At 45.0% G+C, this 353-nt stretch carries 1 pseudogene; it reads right to left on the minus strand.

Annotated elements, in window-relative coordinates:
- Positions 1-353: pseudogene (locus A3729_RS32775) on the minus strand (chemotaxis protein); the annotation flags it as partial.

A 353-nucleotide genomic window follows, 5' to 3' on the forward strand; every position in this document is an offset into this window, starting at 1 on the left:
GCGGTCGGCATTGGCCACCATGACATTTGCCGAAACACTATCCAAGGCTTGCTTGATACGCGCATTATCATTAGCGACACTACGCTCTTTAGCCAATCGTTTTAGCTCTTCAGTTTGATCATCCCACTCTACGACCGTACCAATGCGCTCACCCTCATCATTAACAATCGGGTTAACAACAAGGTTTAGATTACGACCACCCACCACAATATCTGCAGAGTATTCAGCAGTCATCCGTTCTATCATGCCACGCTGGTGCGCTGGATTCTTATGGAATATGTCTATATTACTGCCAATAATCTTATCAACAGCAAAATTGCTTAGCTCTGCTTGAATATCCTTCTCGGCATTGC

It is taken from the genome of Oleiphilus sp. HI0043 (assembly GCF_001634935.1).